The following is a 14,675-nucleotide window of genomic DNA, read 5'->3' as shown; positions in this document are numbered from 1 at the left end:
CAACTGAACTACCGCTCCAACCTAAAGCTTGGTGGGCGTTGACGGAGTCGAACCGCCGACATTCTGCTTGTAAGGCAGACGCTCTACCAACTGAGCTAAACGCCCTGAAATCTGCTTGCTGAATCGCTGCTTTTTAGCTGCGTCGTTCAGCGAGGAGGCGAATTAAAACACAGCAACGGCGGGCCTGCAAGGGTTGTGCGCAAATTTCTGCATGCAAATTTTCAAGCAGCTGTTTTTGCTATCACTGATGCCCTCGGCATTTTGTCGGACAGGGTGGTGCGTGATGCAAACTGCTCATGTATCATTGCCCGATTGTCCCTAATCGGAACCTAAGCATGAAGCCGACCTTTCTTGATTTTGAGCAGCCGATTGCCGAGCTCGAGAACAAGATAGAGGAACTGCGTTTCGTCCAAGACGATTCCGTCCTCGATATCTCGGAAGAGATTGCCCGCTTGCAGAAGAAGAGTCAGGAACTGACCAAGACGCTGTACAGCAAACTGACGCCTTCGCAGATCGCCATCGTGGCGCGTCACCCGCAACGCCCGTATACCCTGGATTACATTGGCAGCCTGTTTACCGACTTTCAGGAACTGCACGGCGACCGCGCTTTTGCCGATGATCCGGCCATCGTGGGTGGCCTGGCGCGTTTCAATGGCCAGCCGGTAATGGTGATTGGTCATCAGAAGGGCCGCGATACCAAGGAAAAGATCTACCGCAACTTTGGCATGCCGCGCCCGGAAGGCTATCGCAAGGCGCTGCGCCTGATGCGTACTGCCGAGAAATTTGGCCTGCCGATCATTACTTTTGTTGATACCCCGGGCGCCTACCCGGGTATCGGCGCCGAAGAGCGCGGCCAGTCCGAGGCCATTGGCCGCAACCTGTACGAAATGACCCGCCTGAAGGTGCCGGTAATCGTCACCGTGATCGGTGAGGGTGGTTCCGGTGGTGCGCTGGCAATTGCCGTGGGCGACTACGTTAATATGCTGCAGTACTCCACCTACTCGGTGATTTCGCCGGAAGGCTGTGCTTCCATTCTGTGGAAGACGGCCGAACGTGCAGCCGATGCGGCAGAAGCGCTGGGCATTACCGCGTCACGCCTGAAATCGCTGGGCCTGATCGATCGCGTGATCAACGAGCCGCTGGGCGGCGCGCACCGTGACCATCCGGCGATGATGGCTGCTCTCAAGCGCGTACTGCAGGAGCAACTTAAGGAAGCTGCCAGCCGCGATGTGACCGAGCTGCTGAAAACCCGCTTCGATCGCCTGATGAGCTATGGCCGCTTCAAGGAAGATGCAGCCTGATCTGCTTGCACAGCTGATTGCCCACTGGCCGGACAACTTGTCCGGCCTTTGTCATTTGGAGCTGGCCCTCTCGGGCGGGCTGGATTCCTGCGTGTTGCTGCACCTGCTGTGTCGCTGGCGTGACGAAGCCGGTGGCCCTGCGGTCAGTGCCGTGCATGTGCATCACGGCATCAGCCAGCATGCCGATGACTGGGCGGTATTCTGCGGCCAACTGTGCGCGCAGTACCAAGTGCCGCTGCGTGTCGAGCATGTGAGTTTGCAGCGTGCGGGTGGGCAGAGCCTGGAGGCGGTGGCGCGCGAAGCTCGCTACCAGGTGTTGGCCGCATCGCCGGCAAGGGTGATTGCCTTGGCACAGCATGCCGATGATCAGGCCGAAACCGTATTGCTGCAGCTGCTGCGCGGCGGCGGTCCGCGCGCGCTTGCTGCCATGCCGGTGAGCCGCGACTGGCAGGGAAAATTGTTGTGGCGCCCGTTATTGAAACTTGGTCGCAGCCAGCTGCAGCAGTATGCCGAAGCACATTGCCTTCAGTGGGTGGAAGATGACTCCAACGCCGATACGGCCAACTATCTGCGCAACCATCTGCGGCTGCATACCCTGCCGGCCTTACGGCAACGGCTGCCGCAACTGGATGCGCAACTGCAGCGCAGCGCGCAGCGCATGGCCGATGCCGCGTCGATTCTTGATGACATGGCTGCGCTGGACCTGCAGCAAGTTGCGAGCGGGGCAGGCCTGTCGGTGCCGGCGCTGCTGCAGCTGAGCCTGCCACGGCAACGTAACCTACTGGTGTGCTGGTTGGCGCGGCAGTCCGTATCGGCAGCGACGCCGGAGGCGCTGGATGCACTGCTGGCCGCCCTGGCTGCAGGGCAAGCAGCCAGACTGGCACTGCCTGGTGTCGAATTGTTCTGCTATCGGCAAGTGCTTGGTTTGCTACGGGTAGTCGATCATGCCGCCCCTTGGCCGCAGCTGTGCCGGGTTGGTGAAAGCTGGCAGGGCGAGCATGGCATGCTGCGCTGGCTGCGCGGCCGAGGCCTGCCCGCCGACTGGCAAGGCCGAGCTGTCTATCTTCATTCCCGGCAACCCGGCGCGACGCTGTCACTTGCCGTTGGCCACAAATCGCTGAAGAAATTGTTCCAGGAACACGGTGTTCCGGCACTGCTGCGCAATGATTGGCCAGTACTGCTTGGCGCGGATGGAGAGTTGCTTGGCGTGCCGGGTGTCGCATTGAACGCGCGCATGCAGCAGGCGGATGGCTGGTGGCCCGAGTGGCTTCCCGCTGCCATCCACCGCTAGCACGCGGGCGGCTTCCGTCTTCACTTCACCGTTGTTTCCCCTTCACATCAGCTTCCATTGCCGGGGTGTCCAGCGTGGTTGCCCTTGCCCGCAATGCTTTCTGCATGCCTTGACGCCTTGTGTGCTTGCATATTGCTTTGCCAGTCTGCCGCGGTTGCTTCTGGCTGGCGTTTCACATCGGCAGGAATAAGTTCCCTGGTTAAACGTTACTGATACTTCATGAGTATTGTTGAAAGTCGTGACGTTCATTGAAACCTATATTGGTCGGATAGAAATGCCACCAAGGATCCATCATGGACAAGGTTTTCCGACCACGCTACCAGCCCATTTTCCAGGTAAATGACGTGATGCTGGGGCTGGAGGTCTATTTGCTGCCAGCGGACTTTCAGGTCAATTCAAAAGCCAAGCATTACGATAACTACATAAAAATGCTGCGCCATGCGCTGCTGCATGTGATGAGTGATCTGGAAAGCATTGCCAGGCTCAACATCAAACGGCTTTTCATCACCCTGACCGATGACTGCCTTGATCACGCCCGAGACTTGCTGGGCTTTCTCGGGGAAAGAAGCCAGGCGCTGGGTATCAAGATCGTAGTGCAGGTAGATATCCATCAGCGTGCCGAAGATGTCGATGCACACCCGGTAATCAAGCGGCTAATGTCACAAGGTGGAGAATTGGCGCTGAATAATTTTGGCCACTATGGCAATGGCCTGTTTCAGGTGATTACGACCTTGCCCCGTTTCATCAAGATAGATAAGCCATTCCTGCAGTGGTGCTATGAGTCAAAATTCCAGAATGCACTCAAAGACATCGTGACTATTCTTTCCGATCTGAATTGCAGCGTGATTGCCTGCAATCCTGAAACTACTATTCAAATGCAATTCGCCTATCGGGCTGGTGTGTCTTGTGTGCAAGGAGATTTACTCAGCAAGCCTTGCGAGATCGAGTACCTGATTGATGAAGTCATGTCCAGCAGGGATGTGATACATGAAGTTGCCTAGTCACCATCTGCCCGTTTTCCCTGGCCGCGTCAGTATCTGATGCGGCCTTTTGTTTGAAATGGTGGCGTCCAATGTGCCTGCTGTGGATTCAGGCCCCATTGCTGAGGCTGTGATACAGCTCTTCCTCCTGGGCGAAATGCAGGCGCAGTATGGCGTCCAGGCCGTACAGCAGGCGCTGCAGCTCCTGGGTGGCATGCGGTGGTGGGCCGCTGGCTGGCAGGTCGTGTATCAATTGCTCCAGCAGGCGGGTGATGCGGAATATCTCGCGATGGGTGCCGCTCATGGCGGCCATCGGGTCGTCGCCTCCCATTTTGCGTGCCAGCTGCGGGTATAGCTCGTGGTCTTCCTGTTGCTCATGCGGCAGCAGCTGCCGGTTCAGGCTTTCAAACAGGGTGCGCAGCTCGTCCAGTGCCTGCGGGCCGGGCAGATCCGGCAGGCGGTCGGCCAGGGTGGAAACTTCCGCCAGGATCGGTTCCAGCTCGCGGTGCTCTGCCGAAAGCTGGGCGGCATCCTGGATCGACAGCTGGCTGTCGCCGCCGCGTGGCGTCTGGCGCGCGCGCAGCGCATTCAGTATCACCGCCACATCGATCACTTCCTGCAGAATGGCGCCACTGATGGGGGGCAGGTAGCCGGCGGCGGCTGCCAGCATGGCGATGATCGAGAGCCCCATGCCGGCAATGACGCTCTGCGCGGCAATGCGTCTGGCGCGCCGCGCCATGTGCAGCGCCTCCACCAAGCGGTCCAGCCTGTCCACCAGCAGTACGATGTCGGCGGCTTCCGCCGCGGCTGCGGCGCCGTGGGCGCCCATGGCCACGCCTACGTCGGCGGCGGCAAGTGCCGGGGCGTCGTTCACCCCGTCGCCCACCATCACTACCACGCCTTGCTCACGTGCCTTGCGGATGGCATTCAGTTTGTCCGCTGGTGTCTGTTCTGCCAGCACCTCGCTGACTCCCAGCTGGTTGCCGAGGGTGCTGGCGATATCCTTGCGATCCCCGGTGAGCATCACGATATGGGCCAGCCCGGCCAGGGCGAGTCGCCGTAGCGCGCGTGGGCTGTCCAGTCGCAGGCGGTCCACCAGTTGCAATGCGCCGACCATGATGCCGTCCATGCTGACAAACACGCCGCTGGCGCCGTCATAGGCCAGGCGCTGCAGGAACAGCGGGCTCCATGGCGCCGGTACCGCCTGGTTGCTGACATAGTCGTAGGAGCCGACCGCTACCTGGTGGCCGGCGATTTCGCCACGTATACCGGCGCCGGCGGATTCTTCCGCGTTGACGGGAAGGGCCAGGGAGATGTTGCGTTCACGCGCGGCGGTGACGATGGATTCTGCCAGCACGTGATTGCAGGCCTGCTCCAGTGATGCGGCCAACCACAGCACATTGTCAGCCTTGATGCCCGCGGATACCTGGATCACCGCCAGTCGGGCATGGCCACCGGTAAGGGTGCCGGTCTTGTCGAAGAACAGGGAATTGGCTTGCGCCAGGCGCTCCAGCGCGGCGCCGTTCTTTACCAGCACGCCTCGGCGTGCGCAGCTGGACATGCCGGAAACAATGGCTACCGGTACCGCCAGGATCAGCGGGCAGGGCGTGGCCACCACCAGCACGGCCAGTACCCGGTTCAGGTCATGGCTGAGCAGCCAGGCGAACAGCGCAATGAACAGGGTGAGGGGAATGAACAGCAGTGCGTAGCGATCCGCCAGACGGGCGGAGGGGCTCTGTTGCTGCCGGGCTTCGCGCATTAGTTGCACGATGCCGGCAAAGGTACTGCGATCGCTGCTTGCCGTGGCCAGCAACTCGAATGGCTGGCCGGCGTTCAGGCTGCCGCTGGCTATCGACTCGCCGGCGGCACGGTTTACTGGCAAGGGTTCGCCGGTGAGGGTGGATTCATCCAGTAATGCATTGGAGAGCAGGTTGCCGTCGGCGGGTACCACTTCGCCACTGCGTACCAGCAGGCGGTCACCGCTGGCAATGTCCTGGATCTCGATCTTGTGCCACTCTCCGGCCTGGAAGCGGTGGGCGAAGCGGGGCGCGTGCTGCAACAAGGCGCTCATTTCCCGCTGCGCTTGTGCCGCGGCATAGTCTTCCAGTGCGCGGCCGCTGGCCAGCATCAGGCTGATTACCGCGGCGGTCAACATTTCTCCCAGCCACAGTGCCAGCACGATCGACAGCAGGGCCAGGATATCGACCCCTGCCTTGCGCTGTAGCAGATTCTTCAGCGTGTCATACAGCAGGGCTGTCAGGATGGGGAGTGTGCCGGCCAGCCAGATATGGCCGGCCGTTTGTGTAGCCTGCAGCAAGTGCAGCAGCAGGCCGCACAACAGGGTTGCCACGGCAATGACGAGTAGTAACAGGTTGAGCTTGTTGTTGGTGAGTGTGCTCACAGGGGCTTTCCTGGCCGGGGGGCGCTAATCGGGTTTCAGCACGCCGCGGCGGATCTGGTCTCGCTCCATGGATTCGAACAATGCCTTGAAATTGCCCTCGCCAAAGCCATCGTCCCCCTTGCGCTGGATGAATTCGAAGAACACTGGCCCCAGCAATGTTTGCGAGAAAATCTGCAGCAGCAGGCGGCGCTGGCCATTGTCCGTACTGCCATCCAGCAGAATGCCGCGTGTCTGCAAGGAGGAGGCCTGCTCGCCGTGGCCTGGCAGGCGTTCGTCCAGCATTTCGTAGTAGGTGGCGGGCGGCGCCGTCATCAGCGGCACGCCGGCGGCACGCAGGCGGTCTACGCTTGCCAGCAAGTCGTCGCACAACAGAGCAATGTGCTGGATGCCCTCGCCGTTGAACTGCATCAGAAATTCCTCGATCTGGCCATGGCCGGAGCCGCCTTCTTCGTTCAGGGGGATGCGAATCAAGCCATCGGGCGCAGTCATGGCGCGTGAAGTCAAGCCGGTGTATTCACCCTTGATGTCGAAGTAGCGAATTTCTCGGAAGTTGAACAGCCGCTCGTAGAAGCCGGCCCAGTAGGCCATGCGGCCGCGATAGACATTGTGGGTCAGGTGGTCGATCAGCTTGAAACCATGGCCGGTGGGGTGCGGGTCGATACCAGGCAGGAACTCGAAATCGATGTCGTAGATGGACTTACCGTCCTCGAAACGGTCGATCAGGTACAGCGGCGCGCCACCAATACCCTTGATGGCGGGCAGGCGCAGCTCCATCGGGCCGGTGGGAATCTCCACCGGTTGTGCTCCCAGCGCCAGTGCCCGGTTGTAGGCATGGTGAGCATCTCGCACGCGAAATGCCATGCCACAGGCCGCAGGGCCATGTTCGGCGGCGAAATAGGCGGCCTGGCTGCGTGGCTCGCGGTTGACGATGAAGTTGATGCCGCCCTGGCGGTACAGATCGACATCCTTGGAGCGGTGGTGCGCCACCTTGCTGAAGCCCAGCATGCGCAATATCGGCTCCAGCGTGTCGTTGTCGGGGGCGGCGAATTCGACGAACTCGAACCCCATCAGCCCCATCGGATTGTCGAACAGGTCTGCCATGCTGCGGTCCCCCTGTGCCGGCATCGGGAAGTGATGCCTTCTTCACAACAATAGTGCGGCCAACGGCAAAATCCAGCACGGCAGCCTTTATGTTGCCTTATGCATTAATTGGATTTTTTTAATGCCAATGGTGTATTTTTGCGAATGGGTTTTAAAGTTGTAGCGCTCAGCTTGTAGCTTGCATTTAAGCAGTGATATTAAGTTAAGAGTATCCTTAATTTTTCGTGGCAAGGCAGGCCGACGGTGTGGCATGGCGCCTGCAAGAGCCAATCTACTGGAAAGATTCTGTCATGCAGCGCTTGCAATGGGAGCAACTTGTCGTAGGGCTGTGCTTGCTGGCCAGCGTTGTACCGGCGCAGGCCGAAGCAGTGCTGCGGGTGCTGGCGTGGCCAGGCTATGCCGATGCCGACGTAGTGCGCGAGTTCGAGCAACGCACTTTCAGCAAGGTGGAGGTCACGCTGGTCGAGTCCGATACCGAGCTGTGGCAGCGCTTCAGCCACAATGAGGGCGCTGATTTCGACGTCATGGCGGTGAATACCGCTGAATTGCAGCGCTATATCCAGCAGCGACTGGTTGCCGCCATCGACCCGGCGGACATTCCCAACCTGGCAAGGCAGTTACCCCGTTTCCGGCAGCGTCAGGACATCCCGGGGCTGGTTCATGCCGGCCAGAGCTACGCCATTCCCTATACCTATTCCGAGATGGGGCTGATCTACGATCGACGTCAGCTGCCGCAGCCCCCGGACAGCATCGCCGCGTTATGGGACCGCCGCTACCAGGGCAAGGTCATTGCCTATAACGGCGGGGTGCACAATTTCTCGCTGGCAGCCCAGTCACTTGGTTTTGCGTCGCCATTTCGCATTGCCCCGGCGCAGCTGCCTGCGGTGGTGTCGCAGCTGATTGCACTGCGGCGCAATGTCAGCGGTTTCTACACCGGGCCGGCAGAGTCTGTTGCCATGTTCAAGGAGCGCCATGCCGCGCTGATGTTTGCCAACTTTGGCTCGCAGCAGGTGCAGTTGCTGAAGGCGGCCGGAGTGGATGCCGGCTATGCCATCCCGCGCGAGGGTGCGCTGGCCTGGCTGGACTGCTGGGCGGTAAGCCGCAAGGCGCGCGACCCGCAGCTGGCGGCACGCTGGATCAACTACTTGCTGGAAGACATGCCGGGCCGGGTGCTGCTGCAGCGCCAGGGCCTGGCCAATACCACCTCGGCATCACCCTATTTCAAGCACAACGCCCGCATTGTCTGGTTGCAGCCGCCGGAAAGCGCCGAGCGGCGTGACAAGCTGTGGGCACGCATTCTGGCCGGGGATCGAGCCGGCAAGGTTCTGCAACCATGAAGTCAGGCATTGCGGTCAAGCTTGCCATCCTGTTGGCCGTAGTCGGGGTGACGGCGGCCGCGCTGACCGGTGCCTACAGCTATGGTGTCAGTCGCCAGTTGCTGGTGGAGGCATCGCAGCAGTCCTTGCTGGCAGCAACCCAGGTGCTGGGGAGACGAATCGACACCGGCTTGCAGGAGGTGGTGCGCAATCTTCAGATATTGGCACGGCACCCGGCAGCCCGGAGCATGCTGCGACAGGGGGATGCCGGCAGCCGACAGCAGCTGGATGAGCTGTTCGAACTGATGATGCGGGCCAATCCGGCCTACTTCCAGATCCGGTTGATTTCCGCCGCCGATTTTGGCCTGGAACGGGTGCGGGTGGATCGGCAGGGGGCATCGTTCGTGCGGGTGGCCGATGACGATCTGCAGGAAAAAGGTCACTTTTCCTATGTCTCCGAAACGCTGAAGCAGCCGCCAGGCAGCGTCTACATGTCGCGTATCACCATCAACCATGAGCGCGGTGTGCATGCCGGTGCCGAGCGCCCATCGATGCAGCTGGCCATGCCGGTGGAGGATGACAAAGGCAAGCCGCTGGGCGTGGTGGTGATCAACCTGGATGTGGACGGCATGTTTGCCTTGCTGGCCGTGGATCTGCCTGCGGATTTCCGCTTGTTTCTGGCCAATGGCGACGGCGATATTCTGCTGCATCCGGATCATGCCAAGGTGTTCGGCTTTGATCGTGGGCGGCGGGTGCTGATCCAGGAAGAGTTCGCGGCTACTGCTGCGCTGGTGGATGGCCGGCAGAGCCGGGTAGTGTTTCAGGATGTGGCTGGCAGCGGTGCGCTGCAGTCCGCATTGCTGGCCTTTGTCCAGCAGCCGCTGGGGCCGCGATCGGAAGAGCGGCAGCTGTTCGTGGGCTTGGCGCAGCCGCTGTCCAGTGCCCGTGAAGGGGCGCAGCGCTTTGGCCAGCTGATTCTGGTCAGTGTGCTGGTGCTGGGGCTGTTGGGCATATTGGTGGCCATGCTGCTGGCTAGACTGGCACTGCGGCCACTACGGCAGCTGACCGATGCTGCCCAGCGCTTTGGCCGTGGCGAAGGTACCAGCGAACTGCCAGTGGCGCGCGACGATGAAATCGGTGAGCTGGCGCGCAGCTTCCGGCAGATGCAACAGCAGATCGGCGAGCAGATGGATTCGCTGCAGGCCAGCCAGCAGCAGCTGCAGCAGCTGGCGCAGTACGATCCGCTTACCGGGCTGCCCAACCGCCGGATGTTGCAGGACAGGATGGACCTGGCGATCAGCCGTGCCAGGCGCCACGATGAGCAGCTGGCCCTGCTGTTCATCGATCTGGACAATTTCAAGGATATCAATGATGGCTGGGGCCACGATGCCGGCGACATCGTACTGATGGAAGTGGCGCACCGGCTGCGGCAGTCGGTGCGGGCGGTGGATACCGTGGCGCGGCTTGGCGGTGATGAATTCGTGATCCTGCTGGATGTTCCTGGCTCACGGCAGGACATCATCAATATTGTCATCAAGCTGCTGGAGCAGCTGTCGCTGGGCATTCCGTTCCAGGGTATCACCCTGCGCGTTGGTGCCAGCGTCGGCATCAGCCTGTTTCCGGATGACGGTGCTTCGCCTGCGGCCCTGCTGGTCAGTGCCGATCGCGCCATGTACCAGGTAAAGGCACGCGGCCGTGGTGGCTATGGCTTTGCGGTGTTGCAGGAGTGAAGCCTTGGCACGTCGCAGCGGCCATGCACGCTTGGTAATCGGGCGCCTCGAAAACCCGGATTTCTAAGCGAGACAAGGCGCGAGTGAGAAATTTCGACGCAGCATATATTTGATATGTAAGGAGAAATTTTTCATGAGCAACGCAGTGTCGCAACGAAAGCGGGAGTTTTTCGAGGTGCCCAATCGGAAGGGCCGGGCCCGCAGCGGCCGGCGGTATTTGCCCTCAGCCGCTGTGGCTGGCTTAGCGCGTGTTCACGAACTAGCGAGCTAGAGCGGGACAAGGCGGAAACTGAGGCGCGCGGAGTTGACAAGTAGTCAATGCGCATACCTGAGGCGAATTCACGCCGTATCGCCGACGCGTAGCAGATCGTGAACAGGCTCTTACAGGTGCTGCAGCAGTTGCAGCGGCTGGTCGATGGCGAAGTCGGCCTGCCAGCTGGCGGTGTCGTCGTCGTCCGAAATGTAGCCCCAGTTCACCAGCACGGTTTTCATGCCGACTGCACGGCCGGCCTGGATGTCGCGCTCGGCATCGCCCACGTACAGGCATTCTTCCGGTGCCACGCCCAGCTGCTGTACCGCGTGCAGCATCGGCGCCGGGTCCGGCTTGGCCACGCCCACGGTGTCGCCGCTCACCACCACCGCCGGCGCACAGGCAAACGGCAGTGCCGGCACCAGGCGATCGGTAAAGCGCATCGGCTTGTTGGTGATGATGCCCCACTGCAGCTGGCGTGCCTGCAGCGCGTCGATCAGCGGGTTGATATCGTCGAACAGCACGGTCTTGTCGGCGAAGCTGTGCTCGTAGTGATCCAGGAAACGCAGCCGGTATTCCTCGAAGCGCGGGTGGCTCTTGTCGATGCCGAAGCCCAGGCTCACCAGGCCACGTGCGCCGTGGCTGGCGATCGGGCGCACTGCCTCGTACGGCTGCGGCGGCAGACCTTCCTCGGCCAGCAGGCGGTTGAGGGCGGCGCCCAGATCGCGGGCGGTGTCGGCCAGGGTGCCGTCAAGGTCAAACAGTACGGCCTTGATCATGTGCTGCGGTCTCCAGAATAGAAATGCGGCCAACCTTGGACAGTTGGCCGCATGATTTTACGTCACGCTCAGCGCAGTGTCTTGCCGAGGAACAGCTTGTAGGCCGGGTTGTCGGTTTCTTCCACCCACGGGTAGCCCAGATTGTCGAGGAAGCTGGCAAAGGCGGCATCGTCATCCGCCGGCACCTGGATGCCGATCAGCACGCGGCCATAGTCGGCGCCGTGGTTGCGGTAGTGGAACAGGCTAATGTTCCAGTTGGTGTGCATCGCTTCCAGGAAACGCATCAGCGCGCCCGGGCGCTCCGGAAACTCGAAGCGCAGCACGCGCTCGTCCTTCAGCTGTGGCGCGTGGCCGCCCACCAGGTGGCGGATATGCAGCTTGGCCAGCTCGTTGTCGGTCAGGTCCAGGCCTTCCAGCTCGTTGGCGCGCAGGTCGTCGACGATGCGGCCAACGTCATCCTTGCCGCTGATCTGCACGCCAACGAAGACGTGGGCGATGCTGGGGTCGGCAAAACGGTAGTTGAACTCGGTGATGTTGCGGTTGCCGATCACGCTGCAGAATTTCTTGAAGCTGCCCGGCTTCTCAGGGATGGTCACCGCGATGATGGCTTCGCGGCGCTCGCCAAGCTCGGAGCGCTCCGACACGTGTCGCAGGCGGTCGAAGTTCATGTTGGCGCCGCAGTTGATCGCCACCAGCGTCTTGCCGCTACAGCCTTCGCGCTCCACGTAGGCCTTGGCGGCTGCCACAGCCAGCGCGCCGGCTGGCTCGGTAATGGAACGGGTGTCCTCGAAGATGTCCTTGATGGCGGCGCAGATGGCGTCGGTGTCCACCAGCATGATCTCGTCCAGTAGTTCGCGGCAGATGCGGAAGGTTTCCTCGCCCACCAGCTTTACCGCCACGCCATCGGCGAACAGGCCCACATCTTTCAGCTCCACGCGGTGACCGGCTGCGATCGACTGCTTCATGGCGTCGGAATCCACCGGCTGCACGCCGATGATCTTGGTCTCCGGGCGCAGGCGCTTGATGTAGCTGGCCACACCGGCGGCCAGGCCGCCACCGCCGATGGCAACGAATACCGCATCGATGGGGCCGGGGTGCTGGCGCAGTATCTCCATGCCGATGGTGCCCTGGCCGGCGATCACGTCCGGGTCGTCGAACGGCGGGATATAGGTCTTGCCGGTTTCGGCTACCAGCGTCATGGCGTGCTGGTAGGCATCGCTGAACGATTCGCCGGACAGCACCACCTTGCCGCCGCGGCGGGTGACGCCGTCGATCTTCACTTGCGGGGTGGTTACCGGCATCACGATGATGGCTTCACAGCCCAGGCGCTGCGCGGACAACGCTACGCCCTGGGCGTGGTTGCCGGCGCTGGCGGTAATCACGCCTTTCTCACGCTGCTCGGCAGTGAGCTTGGACATCTTGTTGTAGGCGCCGCGCAGCTTGAACGAGAACACCGGCTGCAAGTCTTCGCGCTTGAGCAGAATGGTGTTGCCGGTACGGCGGCTGAGGTTGGCCGCAAGGTCCAGCGGGCTTTCGATGGCCACGTCGTAGACGTTGGCGGTCAGGATGCGTTCCAGATAATCCTTGGGGTGCGACATGTGGTGATTCCGTATTTTTTGTCCCTGAACGGCCAGAGTAGCAGGAACCTCCGGCGCGGGGAATGCTTGAACGGGACCAGTTTGTGCACTGCAATGCCAGTGTCGGCATGGCTTTGTTGGCAGGCCGGGAAACTTGCGGCGGCCATGGCTGGTCTGCACCGTTCCCGATGCGACGGCAGTGCCGGGCCGTCGTGCATTTTTTGTACGCCGCAGGGCAGGGCAGGCGGCTATCGCCGTGTATAATGGCGGGCTGTTTTGCGGCAACTCACCCAATAGATGTTCCAATGAAGAAAACCACCACCTCCATCATGTTGGCAGCGGCGCTGTCGCTGACTACCCTGGCGCAAGCCGCCGCCGGGTTTGTCCCGCCGGTGCCGGAAATTGCCGGCAAAGCCTATTTTGTTACCGATTTCTACAGCGGTCAGGTAATTGCAGCACGCGATCCGGATTCGCGCATTGAGCCGGCATCGCTTACCAAGCTGATGACTGCCTACCTGACGTTCAAGGCACTGAAAGAGAAGCGCCTGAGCCTGGACCAGATGCTGACCGTTTCCGAACATGGCTGGAAACAGGAAGGCTCGCGCATGTTCCTGGACCCGAAAGTGCCGGCCAAGGTCGATGACCTGATCAAGGGCATGATCGTGCAATCCGGCAACGATGCCTGCGTGACGCTGGCCGAAGCGATTGCCGGCAGCGAGCAGGTGTTTGCGCAGATGATGACTGCCGAGGCCAAGCGCCTGGGCATGAGCGCCACCAGCTTCCGCAATGCCACCGGCCTGCCGGACCCGCAGCACTACACTACCGCCCGTGACCTGGCCACCTTGTCCAGCGCCATCATCCGCGACTTCCCCGAGTTCTATCCGATCTACTCGATCAAGTCATTCAGCTACAACAACATCACCCAGCCGAACCGCAACCTGCTGCTGTACCGCGATCCGAACGTGGACGGCATGAAGACCGGGCATACCGATTCGGCAGGCTACAACCTGATTGCCTCCAGCAAGCGCGATGGCCGTCGGGTGCTGTCGGTGGTGGTGGGTACCGCCAGCGAAGAAGCGCGTGCGGTGGAAAGCTCCAAGCTGCTGAACTACGCGCTGCAGTTCTTCGAAACGCCCAAGCTGTACTCCGCCGGCAAGGCAGTGAAGGAAGTTGCGGTGTACAAGGGTGCCGCCGGCTCGCTGTCGGTGGGCTTTGCCCGTGATGTCTATGCCACAGTGCCGCGCGGCCAGGCTGGCCAGTTGAAGGCCGAGCTGAGCACCGTGCAGCCGCTGATCGCACCGGTGAAAGCCGGCCAGCAGGTAGGCAAGCTCAGCGTGACACTGGCTGGCAAGGTCATCAGCGAGCAGCCGGTAGTGGCGCTGAAAGGCGTGGAAGAGGGCGGTTTCTTCGGCCGTCTGTGGGACAGCATCAAGCTCTGGCTGGGCTGGTAATTCCTGCATCTGGCCGCACATGGGGTGGATAGCTGCCCGGTGCGGCCAACCTCCGGGCGCTTAGAAAAACCCCGCTTTCTAAGCGAGACAAGGCGCGAATGGAAAATCCCGACGCAGCATATGTATTGATATGTAAGGAGGGATTTTCCGTGAGCAACGCAGTATCGAGACGAAAGCGGGCGTTTTTCGAGGTGCCCTTTGCAGTACAGGACGTATATGAGCAAGCAAGCAACCGATATCAACGATGTACTGGAGTTTCCCTGCCGCTTCCCCATCAAGGTGATGGGCGAGAGCCACCCGGATTTCCAGCTCATCATTTACGAAGTGGTGCGGGTACACGCGCCGGATCTGGAACATGCGCATATTGCCTCGCGCGACAGCTCCAGCGGCAAGTATGTGTCGCTGACCGTGACCGTTACCGCCACCTCGCGCGAACACCTGGACAACATCTATCGCTCGCTGACCAGCCACGCGCTGGTGAAGTGGGTGCTGTAAGGC

At 61.2% G+C, this 14,675-nt stretch carries 11 protein-coding genes and 1 tRNA gene; 7 read left to right on the top strand and 5 right to left on the bottom strand.

The window, feature by feature from the left end:
- Window positions 1-29 precede the first annotated feature (29 nt).
- A tRNA-Val gene (locus ACFOKJ_RS17025) sits at window positions 30-105 on the bottom strand.
- A gap of 230 nt (window positions 106-335) precedes the next feature.
- Between ACFOKJ_RS17025 and ACFOKJ_RS17020 the strand changes: the two genes are divergently transcribed.
- The 3 genes from ACFOKJ_RS17020 (at window position 336) to ACFOKJ_RS17010 (ending at window position 3,593) form a co-directional block, all read left to right on the top strand.
- A complete protein-coding gene (locus ACFOKJ_RS17020; RefSeq protein WP_390281869.1) occupies window positions 336-1,301 on the top strand; it encodes an acetyl-CoA carboxylase carboxyltransferase subunit alpha in 966 nt (321 codons plus the stop codon).
- Window positions 1,273-2,592: a tRNA lysidine(34) synthetase TilS gene (tilS, locus tag ACFOKJ_RS17015; protein ID WP_390281867.1), complete on the top strand. Its 1,320-nt coding sequence runs from the start codon at window positions 1,273-1,275 to the stop codon at window positions 2,590-2,592. The genes ACFOKJ_RS17020 and tilS overlap by 29 nt, the downstream gene beginning before the upstream one ends.
- Before the next feature lie 293 nt (window positions 2,593-2,885).
- A complete protein-coding gene (locus ACFOKJ_RS17010; protein WP_390281865.1) occupies window positions 2,886-3,593 on the top strand; it encodes an EAL domain-containing protein in 708 nt (235 codons plus the stop codon).
- Between the two features lie 88 nt (window positions 3,594-3,681).
- Here ACFOKJ_RS17010 and ACFOKJ_RS17005 read toward each other — a convergent pair whose 3' ends face one another.
- Both ACFOKJ_RS17005 and hppD read right to left on the bottom strand, forming a co-directional pair.
- Window positions 3,682-5,973, bottom strand: coding sequence for a heavy metal translocating P-type ATPase (locus tag ACFOKJ_RS17005; protein ID WP_390281863.1), 2,292 nt, complete (start codon window positions 5,971-5,973; stop codon window positions 3,682-3,684).
- 24 nt (window positions 5,974-5,997) lie between these two features.
- Window positions 5,998-7,074: a 4-hydroxyphenylpyruvate dioxygenase gene (hppD, locus tag ACFOKJ_RS17000; protein ID WP_390281861.1), complete on the bottom strand. Its 1,077-nt coding sequence runs from the start codon at window positions 7,072-7,074 to the stop codon at window positions 5,998-6,000.
- A 290-nt stretch (window positions 7,075-7,364) separates the two neighbouring features.
- Between hppD and ACFOKJ_RS16995 the strand changes: the two genes are divergently transcribed.
- The gene (locus ACFOKJ_RS16995) at window positions 7,365-8,411 is read left to right on the top strand and encodes an extracellular solute-binding protein (RefSeq protein ID WP_390281859.1); all 1,047 of its coding nucleotides are present in this window, start codon (window positions 7,365-7,367) and stop codon (window positions 8,409-8,411) included.
- Window positions 8,408-10,120: a diguanylate cyclase domain-containing protein gene (locus tag ACFOKJ_RS16990; RefSeq protein ID WP_390281857.1), complete on the top strand. Its 1,713-nt coding sequence runs from the start codon at window positions 8,408-8,410 to the stop codon at window positions 10,118-10,120. The genes ACFOKJ_RS16995 and ACFOKJ_RS16990 overlap by 4 nt, the downstream gene beginning before the upstream one ends.
- A gap of 381 nt (window positions 10,121-10,501) precedes the next feature.
- On the opposite strand, the gene ACFOKJ_RS16985 is transcribed toward ACFOKJ_RS16990, so the two are convergent.
- Window positions 10,502-11,149, bottom strand: a complete 648-nt coding sequence (locus tag ACFOKJ_RS16985; RefSeq protein WP_390281856.1) for an HAD family hydrolase — start codon at window positions 11,147-11,149, stop codon at window positions 10,502-10,504.
- 68 nt (window positions 11,150-11,217) lie between these two features.
- A complete protein-coding gene (ilvA, locus tag ACFOKJ_RS16980; RefSeq protein WP_390281854.1) occupies window positions 11,218-12,747 on the bottom strand; it encodes a threonine ammonia-lyase, biosynthetic in 1,530 nt (509 codons plus the stop codon).
- A 284-nt stretch (window positions 12,748-13,031) separates the two neighbouring features.
- Here ilvA and ACFOKJ_RS16975 point away from each other — a divergent pair, with 284 nt between their 5' ends.
- Both ACFOKJ_RS16975 and ACFOKJ_RS16970 read left to right on the top strand, forming a co-directional pair.
- A complete protein-coding gene (locus ACFOKJ_RS16975) occupies window positions 13,032-14,177 on the top strand; it encodes a D-alanyl-D-alanine carboxypeptidase family protein (RefSeq protein WP_390281852.1) in 1,146 nt (381 codons plus the stop codon).
- 216 nt (window positions 14,178-14,393) lie between these two features.
- Window positions 14,394-14,672, top strand: a complete 279-nt coding sequence (locus ACFOKJ_RS16970) for an HP0495 family protein (protein WP_390281850.1) — start codon at window positions 14,394-14,396, stop codon at window positions 14,670-14,672.
- Window positions 14,673-14,675: the final 3 nt, after the last annotated feature.

It is taken from the genome of Vogesella amnigena (assembly GCF_042648905.1).
GTDB lineage: Bacteria > Pseudomonadota > Gammaproteobacteria > Burkholderiales > Chromobacteriaceae > Vogesella > Vogesella amnigena.
Note: the sequence above shows the minus strand (reverse complement) of the source record. Positions and strands in the feature narration are given on the sequence as shown.